The sequence below is a fragment of the Bacteroidia bacterium genome, from assembly GCA_033391075.1.
In the GTDB taxonomy this organism is placed as follows: domain Bacteria; phylum Bacteroidota; class Bacteroidia; order J057; family J057; genus JAWPMV01.
The window spans coordinates 16,009-33,836 of the sequence record JAWPMV010000005.1 but is presented as its reverse complement, the minus strand read 5'-3'; the positions used below and the strand labels follow the sequence as shown (position 1 = coordinate 33,836).

12 protein-coding genes are annotated in these 17,828 nt (G+C 42.7%); 3 read left to right on the top strand and 9 right to left on the bottom strand.

Annotated elements, in window-relative coordinates; all coding sequences use genetic code 11:
- The first annotated feature begins 27 nt into the window (after positions 1–27).
- Positions 28–1,122: a Gfo/Idh/MocA family oxidoreductase gene (locus tag R8P61_35740; GenBank protein ID MDW3652485.1), complete on the top strand. Its 1,095-nt coding sequence runs from the start codon at positions 28–30 to the stop codon at positions 1,120–1,122.
- 57 nt (positions 1,123–1,179) lie between these two features.
- Here the strand turns inward: R8P61_35740 and R8P61_35735 are convergent, their stop codons facing one another.
- From R8P61_35735 to R8P61_35725, 3 genes are read right to left on the bottom strand one after another with little or no spacing between them, the layout of a single operon-like run.
- Positions 1,180–1,740: a hypothetical protein gene (locus R8P61_35735; protein ID MDW3652484.1), complete on the bottom strand. Its 561-nt coding sequence runs from the start codon at positions 1,738–1,740 to the stop codon at positions 1,180–1,182.
- An 18-nt stretch (positions 1,741–1,758) separates the two neighbouring features.
- Positions 1,759–2,316 carry a hypothetical protein gene (locus R8P61_35730; GenBank protein MDW3652483.1) on the bottom strand — a complete coding sequence of 186 codons (558 nt, stop codon included), beginning with the start codon at positions 2,314–2,316 and terminating at the stop codon, positions 1,759–1,761.
- 39 nt (positions 2,317–2,355) lie between these two features.
- The gene (locus R8P61_35725) at positions 2,356–2,712 is read right to left on the bottom strand and encodes a hypothetical protein (GenBank protein MDW3652482.1); all 357 of its coding nucleotides are present in this window, start codon (positions 2,710–2,712) and stop codon (positions 2,356–2,358) included.
- Between the two features lie 293 nt (positions 2,713–3,005).
- Here R8P61_35725 and R8P61_35720 point away from each other — a divergent pair, with 293 nt between their 5' ends.
- Entirely contained in the window at positions 3,006–3,296 is a 291-nt protein-coding gene (locus R8P61_35720; GenBank protein ID MDW3652481.1) for a putative quinol monooxygenase, read from the top strand.
- Here R8P61_35720 and R8P61_35715 read toward each other — a convergent pair whose 3' ends face one another.
- Together R8P61_35715 and R8P61_35710 are read right to left on the bottom strand one after the other, a co-directional pair.
- Positions 3,297–5,330 (bottom strand): T9SS type A sorting domain-containing protein, encoded by a 2,034-nt coding sequence (locus R8P61_35715; GenBank protein ID MDW3652480.1) that lies wholly within the window; start codon positions 5,328–5,330, stop codon positions 3,297–3,299.
- A gap of 134 nt (positions 5,331–5,464) precedes the next feature.
- Positions 5,465–7,030 (bottom strand): 7TM diverse intracellular signaling domain-containing protein, encoded by a 1,566-nt coding sequence (locus R8P61_35710; protein ID MDW3652479.1) that lies wholly within the window; start codon positions 7,028–7,030, stop codon positions 5,465–5,467.
- 148 nt (positions 7,031–7,178) lie between these two features.
- On the opposite strand from R8P61_35710, the gene R8P61_35705 reads away from it, so the two are divergent.
- Positions 7,179–9,953 (top strand): glycoside hydrolase family 2 TIM barrel-domain containing protein, encoded by a 2,775-nt coding sequence (locus R8P61_35705; protein ID MDW3652478.1) that lies wholly within the window; start codon positions 7,179–7,181, stop codon positions 9,951–9,953.
- Positions 9,954–10,154: 201 nt separating this feature from the next.
- Here the strand turns inward: R8P61_35705 and R8P61_35700 are convergent, their stop codons facing one another.
- Genes R8P61_35700 through R8P61_35685 form a run of 4 tightly spaced genes read right to left on the bottom strand, consistent with a single transcriptional unit; the run spans position 10,155 to position 17,413 of the window.
- Complete coding sequence (locus R8P61_35700; protein ID MDW3652477.1) at positions 10,155–11,252, bottom strand: T9SS type A sorting domain-containing protein; 1,098 nt, start codon at positions 11,250–11,252, stop codon at positions 10,155–10,157.
- A 19-nt stretch (positions 11,253–11,271) separates the two neighbouring features.
- Positions 11,272–14,190, bottom strand: coding sequence for a hypothetical protein (locus R8P61_35695; GenBank protein ID MDW3652476.1), 2,919 nt, complete (start codon positions 14,188–14,190; stop codon positions 11,272–11,274).
- A gap of 11 nt (positions 14,191–14,201) precedes the next feature.
- Entirely contained in the window at positions 14,202–15,620 is a 1,419-nt protein-coding gene (locus R8P61_35690) for a DUF1501 domain-containing protein (protein MDW3652475.1), read from the bottom strand.
- A gap of 8 nt (positions 15,621–15,628) precedes the next feature.
- On the bottom strand, positions 15,629–17,413 hold the full coding sequence (locus tag R8P61_35685) for a DUF1800 domain-containing protein (protein MDW3652474.1): 1,785 nt from the start codon (positions 17,411–17,413) through the stop codon (positions 15,629–15,631).
- Positions 17,414–17,828 lie beyond the last annotated feature (415 nt).

Genomic DNA, 17,828 nt, shown 5'->3' with positions numbered 1-17,828 from the left:
GGATTTATCCCTAAATTCACCAGCATTATGGAAAAAGTATCTGTCGGATTTATTGGTTCAGGAGGCATAGCAAAGGCCCATGTATATGCGCTCACAGCCCTTCCCTTTTATTATGAAAGTCTTCCAAAAGTCGAATTGAGTTCGGTATGTTCAAGCAGGGCCGAGAGTCGAGAGGCTTTTGCCCGGAGATATTCATTTGAAAAGGCAGAGGATTTGCAAAACTTCGCCAGGAATTCTCAGATTAATACGGTCTATATTCTGGGACCTAATAAGGTTCATTTTGAGCATTTGCAAGTGGCTCTTAGTATGCCTCAGGTAGATAAAATATACTTGGAAAAGCCGGTTTGTGGCTCCCATGAAGAGGAAAAAGCCCTTGGAGAATTGCTTGGAAGCATTCCTGCTTCCACGAGCATCCAGATCGGCTTTCAATACCTGCAGATTTCATCTATTCGAGAAGCCCTGAATTTCTGGAAATCAGGTGTACTGGGGAAAGCCTTGCATTTTGACTTGAAATATTATCATGGAGATTACCTCCAGCAAGCCTATCGCGACAAAAGAAGAACTCGATTGACACCCGCCCCGGATGGAGGCGCTATGGCAGATTTAGGTTCACATGGCATCAGTTTGCTCTGTGCCTTTCTCGGAGAAAACCTTCAAATTCAGAGTGCTTTCCAGGCAGGTAATTTTGAAGATGTTCCGGAAGATTCAGATCTCTTTAGCAGCCTTTCCTTGTATGAACCGAAGACAGGAGCCGTGGGGCATATGTCAGCCAGTCGGATCAGTTCCGGAACGGGTGATTTGATCGCTTTTGAGCTGTATGGAGAAAAGGGAACCCTGAAATTTTCCACGCATGAGGCCGACTACTTTGAATATTATCTCGAAGAAAGCGGCGAATGGAGCAAAAAAATTGTCAGCAGCCGTTATGAACCCATAAGCAGCTTTCCTTCTAAACATGTTCCTACAGGATGGTTAAGGTCTATGGTGCATGCCCATTACATGTTCCTTACTGGAAATCGGACAGATAGCTTTCTACCAGATCTTTCCCATGGATTAGCAGTTCAAAGATTGGTAAGGGAGACAGCTGACAAATTAAGGGAATTTCGAAAATTCAGAAGGAAATAGGTCTCATCCAGGATAAACTGGTCTTTTCGAATCTCCTTTAATCGACAAATTTCTCTTTCAAAAATCAGATAAAGCCAAAATAGCAATTAAGCTAGCCAAGGTACCTACTACCGTAAGTCCTACAATTTTGAAAACTTTAAGTCCATTTTTTTCCACTTTTTCAATCCGATCTATTGAATCAATTTCGTCATAGAAAATATACGTCCGATCTCTACCGACTTCTTTTTCTATATCTATATACATGGTATTGATTAGCTCTGTCTTGTAAGCAGCCAGATTGAAATTACGATGATCAAGTTTTTTACCCTCCTCAACAAAAGTCCGATAGTAATGAGGAGCTGTTTTTAGCTGAATTTTTAAGCCTTTCTCCTCAAATGTATAATCATCTATTAAATAGATGGTCCGGCTCATAACACCCGATTCCATTTTGGAAGGGCCAGCTACAACAATATTGGCAGTCTGACTGGCATAAGACCTGATATAGGATCTCCACTGACACTCACAATCATAAGAATGATCTCTATTTTTACCCTCAGGGTAATAGGTGGAGCTACAGGAAGTACATAGCAGTAAAATTGTACTTGCAATCCACAGAGATAAGTGCTTGTAATTTTTCATGAAAATAAGGGCTGTGAGTTAAAATAGAAGTATAAAAAGCAGTAGGCTAATCAAAGAGGCAGCAGTATTCTTATTTGTATCGCCTGTCCGCCGAAATCCACTATAGGAAGAACCTTGTCGATCAAAGGATTCCGTCAGAATCATATTTCGGTATAAAATTATCTCTTCATCTCCCGATAGTTCGACATTCAAGTGGATTCGAAGACTGTTGAATACTAAATCTCGTTCCCTGGTTGGTATTGAATAAGCCGAAATACGATTCCTTTCCGGAAGGCTTCCATGCATATAAGGTGGAGCTGAAAGAAGGACTCCTTTTAGTCCTTCCTCTTCAAAACTTATATTACCTAAACGGTATAAGCCAGAAGTCCCATAGTGAGAAAGAAGAAGGTTCTGATCCTTAACTATAATTATGCTTGCATCCGCTATACTCTCTTGTAGATGTTGCTTCCAATCTTTATGTGAAAAATCTCGAGTATGCAGGATTTCACGATAGTAAGTTGAACTACATGAAGAGCTAATCAGCATGGAAAAAAGCAGCAGACAATAGCTTATGGTTCGGTAGTAGTAGGCAATCATAATATATGGACGAGTAGAAGATGAAATAAGTCTTAGTTTCTATTGCTCAAAAAAGTGATCAACATATTCGATTTGCTGATAATCCAGTTTAACAGGACCCATTTTCACAGGATCAAAGACATAGATTACAACTGCCCCCCAGAAAACTTCCGGAAGATGTTTCAAAACTCCTCTCAATCGATTGGGTCCGACCTGAATTTCTTCCAGGCCTAAATTGTAATAAGCCTTTACTTCTTCATCCCAATACCTCAGGATGACCTCCGAACCATTTTCTCGTACTTGATTGAAGAATGAAGGGAAAGGATTGGGATTGGTTTTAATAAGCTGACTCTTAAAGCGCTCGATAGGGCGATTCAAATTTTGTATGAGGAAAATAATGAAGGTTATAAGAATCATAGCTGGCAATTTTGGATTGTAAAGGGGAAACAAGGGATTCGGCTTTCAAACTCAAGCTAATAGATGGGCCAGCTTTAGCCTAAAGGATTTATAATCAGCAGCTAATGGAAATAAGGATACAGCCGAATTGTCTCTATGCCAGGTGTTGCGGTTTAGGTAAACCCATATTATTGTTGACATCAGCTCTGAGATTTACGGATTTATGCAAAAATCTATTCTCTATCAACAATAGAAAGCGCCTGGAAATCATCGAGGAAATGCAGAAAAAGCCTAGTTTTGAAAAAAATAAAGATATGCTATCCGTTGTTGCCGAATGCTATGTAAAAGAAGGCTTTGCAAATGAACTCAAAGCCGAAATGATCAAACTCCTCGAACCTACACGAGCAGAGGAGGGATGTATCAATTATGATCTCCACCAGGATCAGGAGGATGAAAATCATTTCATTTTTTACGAAAATTGGGAGAGTGCTGCTCATCTGGCCAAACATGCCCAGAGTGCGCATATTATGGCTTATCGTACGGTGAGTAAAGGAAAGATTGCCAGCATGAAGATCTATAAAATGGATCAGGTAAATGCTGGATAACTAATTTCGGATTAGTTTTTTCGTAAGAAGTCTTTGGCCATTTTGATTGAGCCCACTTAGGAGATAAACTCCAGCATTGAGCTTTGCCAGATCGAGGACGAGATCATCTGAAGAGGAAAGGTCTTTTTTCCACAATAGCTTCCCACTTATATCCCTGAGAGTGATCTGCCTTATCTCTGGACTCATAGAAAGTCTGAGCTTCCTTTCCACAGGATTCGGGTAAAACCGCATATCTACTTCTGCCTGGAAAGATATTTCAACTCCTTTGGAGTACCTGAGGCTCCCATCTATGTCTTTTTGTGCTATGCGATAAACAGCATTTCCTAAAAGGGGTCTAGGATCTGTCCACTCATAGGCACGGACCTGTCCTTCCGAAACGGGCCGAGAAACCCTAGCCAGATCCTGCCATATGAGGGATGTATTACTTCTTTGAATCGTGAAATAGTCATGGTTGAGTTCTAGTGCTGTTGCCCAGTAAATAAGCACTTCATTTCCCTTTTGCTCTGCCTCAACATAGAGCCATTCGACCGGAAAAATATTGCCCAAAGCATTTCTTTCCGAAGCCCCTTTTCTTGGGATGTTCGCATCACGCGGATCTCCGAAATAATCATCACTCACAGAAGCAATAGGACTTGCAGCAAAATCTGGCTGTGTAAAGACACTGGCATCGACCAGTAATTCTCCATCAACAGCAATAAGTTGGGGATTCCGCTCCACAGATTGGGCATCCTTGCTCGTATTGCTACGTAAAGCAGCGATATCTGCCAGAGGTGTACCCGCCCAATCGGACAAATGCGTACCCTGAGTATGGTAGATGTTGTGGTTCATGACTCCTAATCCTGCAGAAGGATTCAATCTAAAACTATAGACATAGCCATTACTCAGATTGGAAAAGATATTATTCTGAAAGTGGACCGGCCCCCAACTACTGCTAGAACTTGTATTCTCATGCACAGCCTGGGAATTGGAAGGAAGGATGCTTCCTGAACTGACCTGGACGGTATTATACAGGATGTCCATATCCCGGCAAAAAGCTATTGATATTCCCCTTGCTCCAGCTGAACCTGAACTATTATCAATGTTGATGAGGTTGTTGCTGACTTCTGTACGAAAACCGAGCTTTCCTATACCTAAATTCAAGCCATAAACTAAACGGCTGGGATTGCTGAGCACCAGGAGATTTTTCTGGATCAACCAGTCTTCCTCATTTTGTCCCCGCAAAAACATCCCATTAGAAATGGCACTGGAGCGAATCTCATTTCCCCGGATCACATTTCCCTCTGTTTGATAGAAGTAAAGAGCTGTCCAGTTCTGATTAAGAAACTGATTATCGATCAGCTGAAAGTTTCTGATTTTATCTGAGCCTCCGTCATTTCGACAATACATTCCCCAACTTCCATCCTGAAAGAGATTGCCCTGAAAAAGGTTAGCATCCGAACTATTACTGTTAGAAAATTCGCGACAATAGACCAAAGCATAATCACTGCTGCTTGAATTTCCGGGAGGAATCTGGCCCAGAAATCGACAATTGAGAAAAGAATTCTTATCCGCTCCATTGTCCAACTCCAATAAACGAGCAAAACTATTGCTTAGGGCTCGGAAACTCAGATTCTCGAAGATGAGAAAATCCGCTCCATCCAGCTGTAAGACATAATTAATGCCAGTGAGGATAGAAGCATATTCGATTATTACGTCTGTGGCATTGCCACTTGCTGAATAGAAACGGATCTGATCGGTTTCGCTGGCCCCAGTGACAGGACCTATGCTAAGCTGTTCATTATAGGTGCCCGGACTTACCTCAAAATGTACCGGAGCATTGATTCCCTGATTTGCCAAGGCCTGGAATGCAAGTGCAAAGGAAGGGTAATTTGTGGGCCCTGCTGGAAGAGCCGGATTTATGCTATAATTTCCATTAAGTTGAGCCATGCTCTGCAGAGAAAAGCTGCCCCCAAGCAGGATCAAAAGAAGCAGATGTTTCAGAAAAGTGAGGGCATAAAGAGCAAGGTCCTGCAATGAAGGTTTCACTGGATTCATGATGGATATACAGAATGGATGGCTATTTGTCGCTTGAACAAAGCTTGCAATCAGGAGGCGCTTTGTCAATTACCCGTTCGGGTAGTTTTTACTCAAATCGGACAGAAAATGCAGGAAAAGACCTTTTTTGGGGCCTACTTTTTATGATTTGCAAGGGTAATCGCTTTGGTACTGAGTTGGGCGCGATTCTTTACTTCAAGTTTTCGGTAAATGGAAGAGACATGCTTTTTGATGGTATTCTCCGAAATGAAAAGGGCTTCGGATATTTCTTTGTTCTTTTTGCCGGAAATAAGTAATTCCAAAACTTCCATCTCCCTATTGCTCAAGGCATCTTCCAGGTAAAGATTGATCCGCTCAAGGGGTAATTCTACATCGGTATTCCCATGCAACTGAACTTGCTTTTTCAGAAATTCTACTTCCAGAGACAATTGCTTTAGTTTAAGGGCAGATTCCTGTCTTTTTGCAAAGCTTTGACTGACAATTTCTCCCATAGCAATAGAAAACATGAGGATATCAATGAGTATGCTTAACAGGATGATATGTTCTGTAATAAAAGTAAAGGGGAGTAAGCCGAAATCCTTCAATATGAAAATAAGCACTCCGAAAAAGAGACTGATCCATCCCAGAAAAAAGAAGAGAGCTGCTCGATTTCCCTTTCTCCAGGAAAAAAAACTAAGCACAACCAGAAAAATCATGATCAATTGAGGGACCGAATTAAACAATCTGACTGTAAGTGGTTTCGGCAAAAAGAAACTGATCCCCAACAGGAGGGTCGGAAGGATAGCTAGTATGCGGAAAGTATGTTTTAATCGGGGAAAAAGCTCTTCCACACGAAGCACGAAGGCAGCCAGGAGTACAGCGACCGTTGTGATCAGGCTCGTGGCAAATTCAGGAGCGATATAGTTGAATGCTGGGAAGCTCGGCCAAAAGAAACGATAAGCATATCCACTAAAAATCGTGCAGCATAGAAATACCAGGAGAATAAACGGAATGTAGAACAGGAAAATTCGTGCACGAAATCGAACATATATCAGGCTATTGTACAGCAGGAAAAGGCAGAGAATTCCAAAGAAAATACCCATGAGGGTATGATCTTTCCCTTCTGCTTCAAAATACTCCCTGGCCCCTAATAGCCTTATAGGCAAATTGGATAAGGTAGAAACAGAAATCCGGAGGTAAATAGCTGAAGAAAGATCTGTAGGGAGAAGTTCAAAAACAGGCACATTGCTGGATATGGCCCAATCTTTATGGGGAACCTTGGCCCCTGCCCTACCTATTGACTCATAATTCTCCTTTCTTTCAACAAAGACCTCAATCTTATCCAGCAATTGGTTTTCAAGGATCAGGTAGTGTTCTTCGGTAAAAGCTTCACTTTGCTCAAACTCCAGCTTAATCCAAAAATGTGAAGCTATGATACCAAAACCATGCGCATGCATTTGGCTTTGCTGAAATTTGTCTGCGAAATCCCCTCCTGCAATTTCCTCAAGGCTGTAGATTCCTTCCTTGTCCTCCAGATAGGAAAAGACAAAAGAAGTATGGGCTCCCCAGGATAATTGGGCAAGAAATAAGAAGAGCAGGAGACTTATAATGCTTTTGGAAATGCGTTTCAAAGCTATGTTTGCCTGAGAAGCAATATACAGTTTATTCAGCTCATTTATCTCGGATCCTTTAGCCAGGCTATAAAGCAGTAGAAGAAGCATAGATTTATTTTGACTAGTCATATTTTTCCCCTGCCAGAAATACAGGATTCAAATTGACTATTTTTAATCCTGAAAAAACATTGATACATTCGGGATAGAGGAACATCGGATCGGCCCAAACACTCGAAAGCCCAAAAGGACTCAAACAATGACTACTTTACTATCAAGCCGCGTTACATTAGCGGCATTCCTGCTCCTTTTTCTTTTATCCAGCCCCCTTTTCGCCCAAAATATTCCTCTGGCAGAACATCCCAGACCGGACTTCGAAAGAAGTCAGTGGCAAAATCTCAATGGCTTCTGGGCCTTTGAATTTGATGCTAATGATGAAGGAATGGATGCAAATTGGGCTAATGGGAAAAAAACTTTTTCCAGACGCATACAGGTTCCCTTTCCCTGGGGATCAGAATTGTCAGGACAAAAAGATGAGGCAGATATCGCCTGGTACCAAAGAAGTATACGCATAGGCTCAAGCTGGCAGAACAAAAGGATCTTCCTTACCATCGGAGCTTCAGATTGGGAAACCCATGTTTGGCTGGATGGAAAACTGATTGGCAGTCATCAGGGAGGTTATGTCCCTTTTTCATTTGAGCTTACAGACCATATCAAATCAGGCAGTGACCAAAAACTCACGATCCGAGTGGATGATTCAAGAAGAGAATTCACTTTATATGGCAAACAGGGTTATGGAAATGCCCGGGGGATTTGGCAAACGGTCTACCTGGAAGCAAGAGGACAAAATTACCTCGACGCTCTCCATATCACTCCCGATATCGACAAGGAGCAAATCAGTGGAGTAGCCTATTTAGGAGAGGAAGCAGAAGAGGATTTGAATTTAATCGTCGAAATTCAGGGAAATGAAACCCCTCTTACTCATTCCGTTAGCATTAAAAAAGGAGAGGCGAAAGTTCGATTTAGTCTCAAGCTAGCTAGTCCCCGCTTATGGACTCTGGATGACCCATATTTATATGGAGTAAAGGCAAGAGTCGGAGATGATGTGGTAAATTCCTATTTCGGTATGCGAAAAATATCGGTCATGGATCTCCCTGGGACAGAATATCCCTATATCGCCTTAAATAATGAGCCCATTTATCTCCAACTGGCTTTGGATCAGTCCTATCATCCGGAAGGCTTCTATACCTTCCCCAGTGATCGATTCATGAAGGAGGAAATCGAAAGAAGTAAATCTATTGGTCTGAATGGGATCAGAACGCACATCAAAATAGAAGTGCCACGCAAGCTTTACTGGGCAGATAAACTGGGCTTATTAGTCATGGAGGATCTCCCAAATAGCTGGGGAGAACCTGATGAGAGGATGCGTGCAGAATCAGAGTATACCCTCAAGGAGATGATTAAAAGGGATTATAATCATCCTTCTATCTTTTCATGGGTCGTTTTCAATGAGACCTGGGGGCTGAAAACCGATACAAATGGAGATGGGAAGAAAAATGAATACCTGCCTGAAACCCAATCCTGGGTAGCATCCATGTATTATTTAGCAAAATCCTTGGATCCCAGTCGTTTGGTTGAAGATAATTCTATTTGTTGTGGAGCTGGACATACAGAAACAGACATCAATAGCTGGCATGAATATCTGCCGGGATGGATGTGGGATGAGCATTTGAAGAATATAGACGAACAAACCTTTGAAGGTAGCAGTCATCATTTCGAAAAAGGATTCAAACAAGCTCGACAACCCAATATCAATTCGGAATGTGGCAATGTCTGGGGATATACAGGTAGCACAGGAGATGTTGACTGGAGTTGGGACTATCACCGGATGATGAATAGTTTCCGCATGTTCCCCAAAATCGGAGGCTGGCTTTATACCGAGCATCATGATGTCATCAATGAATGGAATGGCTATTGGCGCTTTGACCGTTCTGAAAAGGAAACCGGATTTGGGGAGATGGTTAATGGGATGACACTTAGCGACTTACATGCTCCTATTTATATCAGTACAGGAAATGAAATATGTAAAGAGGTATTGGGCGGAACAGAAGTTGAAATTCCCCTATTTCTCTCTGCCATGACCAGTGCAGATCATGGTTCAGAGCTGCTGATAAATTACGATCTCTTTGTAGACAACTATGTGGGGGATAGTCGAAAGTATAGCTCGGGCTCTTTTAAAACCAGCTATCAGGCCTGGATGCAGAAAGAATTGGATCCCCTCAAAATCAGCATGCCGGATATGCCGGGTTTAGGACGATTAACCTTCCGAATCAGTGATGCACGTGGACAAATCCTGGGTCGGAACTTCATGCATTTTGTAATCAATTCTGAAAGTCGAATAGAAGGGACAAAAACGGTAAGTGTAGCTGCAGAGGATTACAGCAATGCAAATTTTTCCCAAAAGGTCTGGAAAGTCATGGATGGGAAAAAAATAAATGCTGCGGGAAGTGGAGTTATCACCTATGAAATTCCCATTCGAAGCAATACCCTTGATTTCCGTCCCAGGGAAAGTTATTTCCTGATCGAAGCATCAGCCAAAGAATTTTTTGTCAAAGATCAACAAGCCTTCGACAATAACCAGGATTATATGAAGGGCTCCCGGGTAGCTCCCAGCAGTAACCCCAACTCCTACCCTATGACGGATGAAAATTTGTTCCCCTCAAAAATCAATATTTATGTGAATGGGGAGAAGCTCATGGAAACCACTTTGCCAGATGATCCGGCAGACCATAGAGGGGTGCTTTCCTGGCACGCGCAGATCGAAACCAAAGAAAGAAAGGATGCAAAACTTCAGGAAGCCGGTTCTTATGGTTTTTTGCTGAAAGTTCCCATTAGCAGAAAGCAATTTAGGGATGCCGCAAGAAGCGGCATGTTGAAAATTGATATCAGGACCCAGGGAAATGGTGGGATTGCCATCTATGGAAAAGATTTCGGCAGGTATCCTCTTGATCCTACTTTGGTGTTGAAGAAATAGCAGCAGACAAGGGTCATTCCTGACTTATGCGCAGAGCCCTTATGTCAAAATAGCTATCTGAGTTTCTGAGAAGATAATTAGACCCCGCGACAGGCTCAAAGGGATGTAATTATTTGTTTTTCTCATTGGTCCCGGATTGCCAAAAAGGAAAAATGGCAGGCTGGAATTAACCAACCTACCATTATAATTGAAAATTGAATATTATTTAACCTGCACCGTCACAGAAGCACGCATGCTCTGGAGGTCCAGATTTTTGTATTCGATAAAATATACGCCTGAGCTGAGCTTACTTAAGTCCCAATCGAGACTGGATTGACCCATTTCTGTTTTGGCAGTTTTTACCAATTGACCTTTTGCATCAAGTAAACTTATCTCGGCTTTTCCTCCCAAATCCACCCATTGAATCTTCACCTCATCTACTACAGGATTGGGGAAAGCCTCTAAACCCAGGGCATTTACCTCATCGATCGTGAGCTCGACGGTATTACTGGTAATATAGGTACCATCTACTTCCTTCTGCTTCACTCTATAATAAATTCTTCCCTCCAGCGAGTGTACGATCCCTTCATCCAGATAGGTGTAGCTTCGACCCGTTCCCTGATTGGCATTTTTATCCACAGTCGCTATCACTTCAAACAAATCTCCATCTACCGACCTTTCTACCTCATAATTCAAGGCCTGTAAATCCGCGACATCCTCCCATTCCAGTTCCGCATCAAGTCCTACCTGAACAGCTGTAAGAATAAGGTCCTGGGCTGGAAAATCTGCAGGATTGAAGGTCATATTTTCCAGTTTTGCAGGATTCAGTTGGGTAAAGTTCGGATCATCACTAAAGACTACCGTTCCTACTGTCCCAGACTCATACCAGTTCAGATTGATCAATTCTTCGGTAGAAAAGAGATCAAAAGATAGGCGAGCTATTTTGACATCATTTCCATCCAGGCCAATCTCATCTCCCTGACCATTGGCCAGCAGCTCAATATTTAACGCTACTCTCCCTTCCATTTGAAGGGTGAGGTTCGGCTCGAGATAAGTCGGCACATCCGATAGATGCTGGGCAATCAATTGAGGGCGTGTCAGCACTTTGGGATCGTACTCGATCGCAAGATTGCTTGATCCCAATTGCCCTTCCTGATTGAAAGAGAGCATCACATCCACAGAAAGCTGTAGAGGATTTGCGGTGAGTTTGGGATTGGCAAAGGAAAGGTTATATGTGGTTTGAGCCCATAGCCCCTGCCCTGCCACTAGCAGTCCCAGGAAGAAGCATGTACTCAAGTAATATATGATATTCGATTTCATGATAAATATTTGAAAGGTCTTAATTAGGGATTTGGGTAAGCTTACCATTATTGATTCGCCAGTATCCATTGGCGTCTATGACATTGACTGAACCGTCCATGTTCATATCACCGCCTCCCTGTCCGTACTCAAAGGGTTGTCCATTTTGCAATCTCCAATAGTTGTTTTTATCGACTGCATTGATACTGCCATCCTGATTACAGTCTCCTGCGTACATGACCGCTTTTCCATTGATCATTTTGCGTGGATTCAAACCATAAACTGCAGTATTAGGATCACTAAAATCAAGGGGCTGAGAGAGATCTACCGGATCAGCCGTCATAACCCCCAGGTGATTTCTATGCAGCAGCGCGATATAGGCCCTGTCTGGAATATTCTCTCTCATGCCCAATTTCGAGTTTCCTCCAGTTGATATAACTTGTCCCTGGCTGGTGATAAAGGCAGCCCGTTGGGCAAGTACGATTCGGCTATCGGCACTGTCCCTGATTTGAACAAGCACCCAATCCACCACATTCGAAGGAATATTTGCAGAACTATCTAATCCTAGATAAGGATCGAGATTGTCCATTTGACTTATGATAAAGGTTCCCATACTGTCGTTTCGCATAGGCCCTTCCAGGAAGGCAGAAACCTCGACCTCATTACAGCCCATCAATACCACTTGCCCCAAATTGATTTCAATATGATTGGACTCCCATCTTGCCCAAAGATCATAACTTCCACTTTCCAGATCCGTCATACTGAAGCTACCAATATCATCAGCAACCGTACGATATGGACCGTTTTGCCCATTTATACTGAACTCAAGGCTTGATCTATTCGGATTATTGTCAAAACTAAAGGTGATAATGCCCGAGCTAGGATCTGTACAAACCGGATCAACCTTCACATAGCTGATCTGTGGAGCCGCTTCAACATAGACTTGTATATCTTTGCGGACTACACATCCGTTGGAATTGGTATAGGTAGCTGTATATAGGCCTTCATCAGCCGGGCTTGCAATACCTACTGCTAATTCTGGCGCCTGAACCAGACCAATCCCGGGACCGGTCCAATCAAAACTGCTTGCTATTCCTGATTCAAGGCCCAAGGCCAATGAATCACCTTCACAAACAAAGAAGGTCGCATCCGTAAGTATCTGCCATCCGGTAAGATTGGAATAGGCCTTCACTACTGCACTGGTATCAGGATCACCATTCACACTAAAGTCCGTACAGGGACAATAGTTGTAATCCAGTCCATCGATATAAATACCGCCTGCACCTCCATCTTTAATTAGAATATTCTGAATTCCATCCGTTCGAACTTCGTAACAGATTCTTTGATCATTTCCAGGATCTCCATTTAGCAGGGTAAATAATTCGCCATTGGCTTCTACCCTAATACGCCCATCCGGATCTGTAAAGCGGGTAGTTATACACACGATTTCTCCTTCACTTAAATAAGAGGTTTGCAAATACAAACTATCATTTCCTCCTATGTAACTGGTAAAACTACTGTCTGGTAAACCATCTGCTCTTTGTGCATTATTTATCCCAACAGAGCTAATATAGGTTCCTCCTTCTACGGTTACAGCTGTTCCACAATTACAAGCGGCTGTCGTAAGACTTCCAACTTCATTTACACAAGCTTCATAGTCATTCAAGTCTCCTTGTACAACCGTTACTCCATCGACATCACAATCATTGAGGGGATTGGGAATCCATCCAGCAGGTTCTACTCCATCCATTACGCCATCAGCTGTACAGGGATTATTGGGAGCCAAATCCTCGTCATCACATACGCCATCATCATCTGTATCCTGGCGAGGAGTTCCTTTACATTCGCAAGTAGCCACCCATACATCATTATCTGTACAAACCAGTCCATCATCACAGGCTGTTCCGATGAGGTTATTATTGAAATTCGGACATTCATCTACGGCATCACAGATTCCATCGCCATCATTATCAGGAGCTCCGGCAACACAATTACAATTTTCAGGTGCACCCGCATCTATCCAGGTCTGGATAGCGGCAAGTTCTGTACTATCTATCATTCCACCAGTTCTCGCATTCATAGAAGGCGAGCTGATGGGAGTTCCACAGCCATTATATCCATCTACCATGATGATACTGGCAAGGGTGTTTCCAGTCAGAATATCTGTCCCGCAATTGTTACCACCTTGTATGGTGCTTACATAAGAAGTCAGATCAAGTCCTCCTGCGCCATTGGTTCCGTGGCAACCTCTACAGCCATTTTCCATGAAAATGAATTCAATCTCATTCCATCCCAGCAAACCATTGTCGCAATCATCATCAGCATTCTCTACATAGCCAATAGGCTGCTCACATGCCATTGTAACTATACTTTGTGTACCCAGACCGTCTCCATCTTCATCTTTGTACCAAACCGTTTCGCCCGGTCCATTACAGTTACCACAAGCATCCACTTCTCCATAACAGGCATCTTCATCAACCTGAAATTGAATCTCCGCTAAAGAAGCGCAACTGCCATTTCCATAGGTTTCCTGAACGGTAATCAGGATTTTCTTTACCCAGATACCTCCTAAATTGGGTCCGTCAAAGCCTTCATAATCGCTTTGTTCTGTACCCTGTGGGAAATTGAAACTCCCTAATTGTATCCAGGTACTATCATCAACAGAATAGTCGATAATAGCTGTTTTGATTCCATCAATACTTTCCCCCGCCCGGTTTGCATTCCAGATATGGGTAGAATCTATGTTCTGGGGTTCATCAAAGGAAAAAAGTAACCAGTGAGAATTTAAACGAGCAGCATTAGGATTAGGGGTAAGGATACAGGATTTCCAACTTTGGTTCCAGGTATTACCATCATCCACACACTGAGCGTATGAATTATTGCTCAAAATCATGAGCAAAAAGCAAGTACTTATCAGTAGATATATGGGCCTTATAATAAAGGTGTATATATTTTTCATTATTTAGATGCTTAGCTCATGAATCCAAGGGGGCTTGAGCCGGAATTCGGTAGCCAGAAATTGGATATGTTAGGAAAAATTTGAGGGAGGTCAGCAGTAGATGCGCCAAACCAAAGGGCCAGTTCTGAGTAATACTCATCGCAGGAAGTGGTCGGCAATACCCGTCCCCCTCCAAATACCAGAGAACTTCCTTCAGCCAAATCCGGATACTCTCCATAGATTCTTTGGCCGTTTACGGCACCCCCCATTACAATCGCATTTCCTCCCCAGGCATGATCAGAACCCGTGCCATTAGAGATCAGCTTTCTCCCAAAATCAGAGATGGAAAAAGTGGTAACATCATTCTGTACGCCCATTTCGACCAGGGAATCATAGAAGGCTTTTAAGCCATCATTTACCACAGTCATCAAATCGCTATGATCATCTATTGAGCCATGCGTATCAAATCCTCCAATTTGCAGAAAGAAGGTTTGGTGCGAGACATTGAGCAGATTTCTTGCAGCAATGGTCTTGGCCGTTATTTCCAATCTCCTGCCAAATTGGTTGTCAGGAAATGTAGTTGTGAGAGGTGGAGCTCCGGAAAGTGCAGAATTGAATTCGAAAGAAGAACCTACTGCATTTTGTACAGAATTGGTATAGCCTTTTTCGAGCACATTCTGGTAAGTAGCATCCAGGAGGTTGTCCAGGGTTTGGCGCTTAAGGGTTTCGTAAAAGTTATTGTTACTACTTCCATTCAGCACAATACTCCCTCCTCCTCCATTGCTCTTGATTACATAGGGCAAAGCATTCTGGCCCTTCTGAAAAATATTTCCATTATCGATCGCGATATTCATGGAGATATTTTGGTTGGCATTATTGGTGTACATGATGTCCGCCAATCGTCCTCCCCAGCCATGGATTTCTCTCCGATCCTGAGGTACAGAAGTCTGCCAGTGTTTTTGCTGATCAGAGTGAGAGAATAAACCCACCGGAACGGGTTTCAGCTTACTTTGGTATACTGATTTTGTCAGCGGTTCTACCAGTGCTCCCACATTGGAGACAAAAGCCATATCCCCATTATCAAAGATCTGCTTCACATCTGGCAAATTGGGATGCAGCCCCAATTGCTTATTCATTTGATTTAAGGGATTCAAGGGAAGGAGCTGGTTTTGGGGAATGGCCAGATTGGTTCTGACTGTCGCATACTCATTATACTCGTCATTCCCCCTGGGAATGAGCATATTGAAGCTATCATTTCCTCCGGCAAACATGACACAAACCAGGGCTTTGTAGGTGTTTTGAGGCCTAAACATCGAGTGATTAGCAGCCGCAGCAGCATTTACCAAACCTAAATTGGTAATTCCTGCCAACGCAGAGGTAATCCCTACAGATGCACAGCCCCCACTCAAGGTTGTTATAAAATTTCTTCTTGAATATTTCTTCTTAGACATGCTTTCAATTATTTGATGATGAGATAATCAGGAGATACCAACAGGAAGTAAATGGCATCTTCAACTGCTCTTTCGTCAGAGTAGTTATTGATATTGGCCTTGTACTGGTCGATGGTACTGATGATGGTATTCCTGGTTTCTGTGGAAAGTTGTCCTCTGCACAAGAGGATATCCAGACGATCCAAAACAGCAGAAATACCCTGTGATCCCATCAGATTGATCTCCTCACTCAGGTCCAATGCAGGATTATTTCCATTGGGATACCTGTTCCTGAAAGGCCTGCTTTTGATTCGGTTTTCCGTCAGGTTGAGGTTTTCAATGGCTGTTACATCATTTAGGATTTCAAATTCCGGTGAAACGAGGTTTTGAGGCGCTATGTATTTTTCTTCCTGATAAAAAGGAGAGAAATAATTGAATACCGTAGGTGCATTCATAAAAGTTTGTCCCAATTGTGTTTCTGAAACATCTCTTAAATAGAGGGTATCCGGTGTATCATATACATTAAAAGCTGCCAACAAGCGACTTGTCCGCTCGATGGGCTGAGCCAGTTTTCCATTTTGAGGATCATCTATCCAGGAACAATCTCTTGCTTCCGGGTCAACCAGAATGGCTCTGATTACGGCTTGTAAATCTCCTCTTTCTCCTTTGCCATTGTTGTTAAATACAGTAGCTACCCGATTTACATAGGCAGGAGTAGGATTGGATTTGACAAAATTTTGAATAAGCCGAATACTGACGAAGGGTCCGGTGTTCGGATGATTAAATAAAAGATCAATGACATCTTCAATATCCTGATTGCCACTTCTACCAGCTGGTAAAACAGTCCCATCTATCATCCGTTTTGAGGTAACATCATGATAGTTCGGAAAGACTTTCATTCCGTTTATCCGCCCGTAACTATTATATCCTATGTTCCAGTTATTGTTGGGGGCTCCCATCCTGTCTGTCGCATAGTTTAATCCTGTAAAAACTTTGGCCATTTCCTGAATATCTTCATTGGTATAAGTCGGAATGGGATTGCCTTCTGTATCAAGTTTCAGGGTCCCATCATTATTGAGCTCCAACAATCCGATAGTAAATAGCTGCATGATCTCACGGGCATAATTTTCATCCGGCAGGGTATTTAGCCCATAATCCGCTTTGGGGTTCTTGATGGAACTCAGGTATCTTCCCATACTTGTCGAATAGGTTACCTGAGCCAAAATGTCTCGGTAGTTGCCAAATGCATTGCGGTACAGGATATCATAATACTCGGCGTATTGGTCTCCCCAGTTTCCACCTGTTGCGATGGAAGTAACCAGAATCTGGCTGAGCGCGAATCCCAGTTTTTGTCTGAGTTGATCCTCCCGTTTTACCACATTATAGTAAAAGCTTCTACTCAGATAGTAACTTTTAAGATCCTGAAGATCAGTTACATCTGGCAGGCCCGTCATGCCCAATTGGGACCAGTACATCTGTAAATAAGAAGTATCAGATTCGGCGAACTGTCCATCCAACCAGGCATCAATACCTATTTGGCTGAGGTTTTGGATATCATCATAGTTGTATCCCAGGGTTGCCTGAGCAAGAAAACGGGAAGAACCCTTGAGATCAGGAATCATGCCTGTTCCGGAAATACTTTCAGTCGCATGATCTGTGCTTGAAGTATCACTTGAAGTGGCTTGTATTCCTATCTGGTGGCCGTTCCCAAAATAGTCTTTATAGGTTTGACCTATACTTTCGCCTCCCCACATACAAAGAATCCCTGCTATAGCATAGGTGAAAATCCTGAAATTAGTCTTGGGTAATTTCATTTTGAATGGCTTAAAACAATCGTGTTAATTGGTTAGTGGCAGGAAATGAGCCCAAACAGCTTTTGAGCGTGCAAAATGCCTCATATTTGAGATCAACTGCCTCTCTTTTAATGGTTTAGATAGAATGGTAGATAATCCCCCGGCGGAATGCGGGAGTTTTTTGGTGGGTTTAATGGCAAGGAATCGGTTAAAGTCAGGTAAAGTTTATGAATGAGCATCTCTTTTATTTTCTGAAAGAGTCTCCATATGGATAGCCCTTCCAGAGGTTACAATGGAAATATTTCGGCAGCAAAGCCTATCCTGCATATGAACAAAAAAGACGATTGTGGTCCCCAAACCACCCTTTCATCAGAGCTTCTTATATAATTCGTCCTACCCCTATTGTCTGTCCCTACATCTTCAAAGTATCGATAAC

Excerpts from the sequence above, each read along its gene's own strand:
- R8P61_35710 (MDW3652479.1), bottom strand. The coding sequence starts at position 7,030 with ATGCTTCTTCTACTGCTTTATAGCCTGGCTAAAGGATCCGAGATAAAT.
- R8P61_35700 (MDW3652477.1), bottom strand. The coding sequence starts at position 11,252 with ATGAAATCGAATATCATATATTACTTGAGTACATGCTTCTTCCTGGGA.
- R8P61_35730 (MDW3652483.1), bottom strand. The coding sequence starts at position 2,316 with ATGATTGCCTACTACTACCGAACCATAAGCTATTGTCTGCTGCTTTTT.
- R8P61_35690 (MDW3652475.1), bottom strand. The coding sequence starts at position 15,620 with ATGTCTAAGAAGAAATATTCAAGAAGAAATTTTATAACAACCTTGAGT.
- R8P61_35685 (MDW3652474.1), bottom strand. The coding sequence starts at position 17,413 with ATGAAATTACCCAAGACTAATTTCAGGATTTTCACCTATGCTATAGCA.
- R8P61_35725 (MDW3652482.1), bottom strand. The coding sequence starts at position 2,712 with ATGATTCTTATAACCTTCATTATTTTCCTCATACAAAATTTGAATCGC.
- R8P61_35715 (MDW3652480.1), bottom strand. The coding sequence starts at position 5,330 with ATGAATCCAGTGAAACCTTCATTGCAGGACCTTGCTCTTTATGCCCTC.
- R8P61_35720 (MDW3652481.1), top strand. The coding sequence starts at position 3,006 with ATGCTATCCGTTGTTGCCGAATGCTATGTAAAAGAAGGCTTTGCAAAT.
- R8P61_35740 (MDW3652485.1), top strand. The coding sequence starts at position 28 with ATGGAAAAAGTATCTGTCGGATTTATTGGTTCAGGAGGCATAGCAAAG.
- R8P61_35705 (MDW3652478.1), top strand. The coding sequence starts at position 7,179 with ATGACTACTTTACTATCAAGCCGCGTTACATTAGCGGCATTCCTGCTC.
- R8P61_35735 (MDW3652484.1), bottom strand. The coding sequence starts at position 1,740 with ATGAAAAATTACAAGCACTTATCTCTGTGGATTGCAAGTACAATTTTA.
- R8P61_35695 (MDW3652476.1), bottom strand. The coding sequence starts at position 14,190 with ATGAAAAATATATACACCTTTATTATAAGGCCCATATATCTACTGATA.